This is a genomic window from Halopseudomonas sp. 4NH20-0008, from assembly GCF_057548395.1.
Map to the genome: position 1 here is coordinate 1 of NZ_BAAJMD010000037.1, position 1,231 is coordinate 1,231.

At 55.0% G+C, this 1,231-nt stretch carries 1 protein-coding gene; it reads left to right on the plus strand.

Annotated features, from left to right (window positions below):
• Nucleotides 1-62 precede the first annotated feature (62 nt).
• Nucleotides 63-1,213, plus strand: a protein-coding gene (locus AC27HQ_RS16910) for an IS3 family transposase (protein WP_487157365.1) whose coding sequence is annotated in 2 segments (ribosomal slippage) — nucleotides 63-300 and nucleotides 300-1,213 — 1,152 coding nt in all. Because the reading frame shifts where the segments join, the coding sequence is not laid out codon by codon here.
• Nucleotides 1,214-1,231 lie beyond the last annotated feature (18 nt).

Genomic DNA, 1,231 nt, shown 5'->3' on the forward strand with positions numbered 1-1,231 from the left:
TGAATCGCCCCTAGTTTCGTAGACACCTCCAGGCCTTATAATCGAGGCACCCAGGAGGTCCAATGAGCAATCCACGCTACACCGAAGAATTCAAAATCGAAGCCGTCAAGCAGGTGGCAGATCGAGGCCATTCCGTTGCCGAGGTCGCCGCTCGATTAGGCGTGTCGGCACACAGCCTGTATCAATGGCTCAAGCGCTACTCCAAGCCCACCGCTCAGCGACAGCAGGATGATGATCTTCAGGCTGAGAACCGGCGATTGAAGGCCGAGCTCAAGCGCGTATCAGAAGAGCGAGATATATTAAAAAAGGCCACCGCGTACTTCGCCAGAGAGTCCGACTGAGGTACGCGTTTATTCAGAGCCAAGTGGACAAATATCCCGTGCGCCGCCTGTGCAAAATGATGACTGTGCACCCCAGCGGTTACTATGCATGGTGTCGCAACAAGCTGTCTGATCGCGCTCGGGAAGATCAGCGTCTGTTGGGCCAGATAAAACACTCTTGGCTGGAAAGCGGCGGCGTGTATGGCTATCGCAAAATTCATCTGGATCTTCGTGAAGCGGGTGAGGCTTGCGGTAAGCACAGGGTAGCCCGCCTCATGCGCTGCGAGGGATTGCGCTCACAGACGGGTTATCGCCGCCGCCCTGGTCATTACGGTGGGAAGCCTGCGGTAGTTTCACCCAATCACTTGGATCGCCAGTTCGATGTAGCGGCGCCTAATATTGCCTGGGTGACAGACATTACTTACATCCGCACCTACGAAGGCTGGTTGTATTTGTCCGTGGTTATCGACCTGTTCTCGCGTCAGGTTGTCGGCTGGTCGATGAAGCCGCGTATGACATCTGACTTGGCGCTGGACGCGCTGTTAGCCGCAGTGTGGCGTCGCAAGCCGCAAGGATGTGTGATGGTTCATTCGGACCAAGGCAGTCAGTTTAGTAGCGGGGACTGGCAGAGCTTCCTGAAAGCGAATCACCTGGTGGGCAGCATGAGCCGCCGGGGAAACTGCCATGACAACGCGGTAGCTGAAAGCTTCTTTCAGTTACTCAAACGGGAGCGAATCAAGCGACAAATCTATCCAACACGCGAGGCTGCAAGACAAGACGTGTTCAATTACATTGAGATGTTTTATAACCCAAAGCGCCGGCACAGCACGAGTGGTGACCTGTCACCGGTCGAGTACGAAAAGCGTCATTACCAGAGCCTGGCGAGTGTCTAGAATACTGGGGGCGATTCA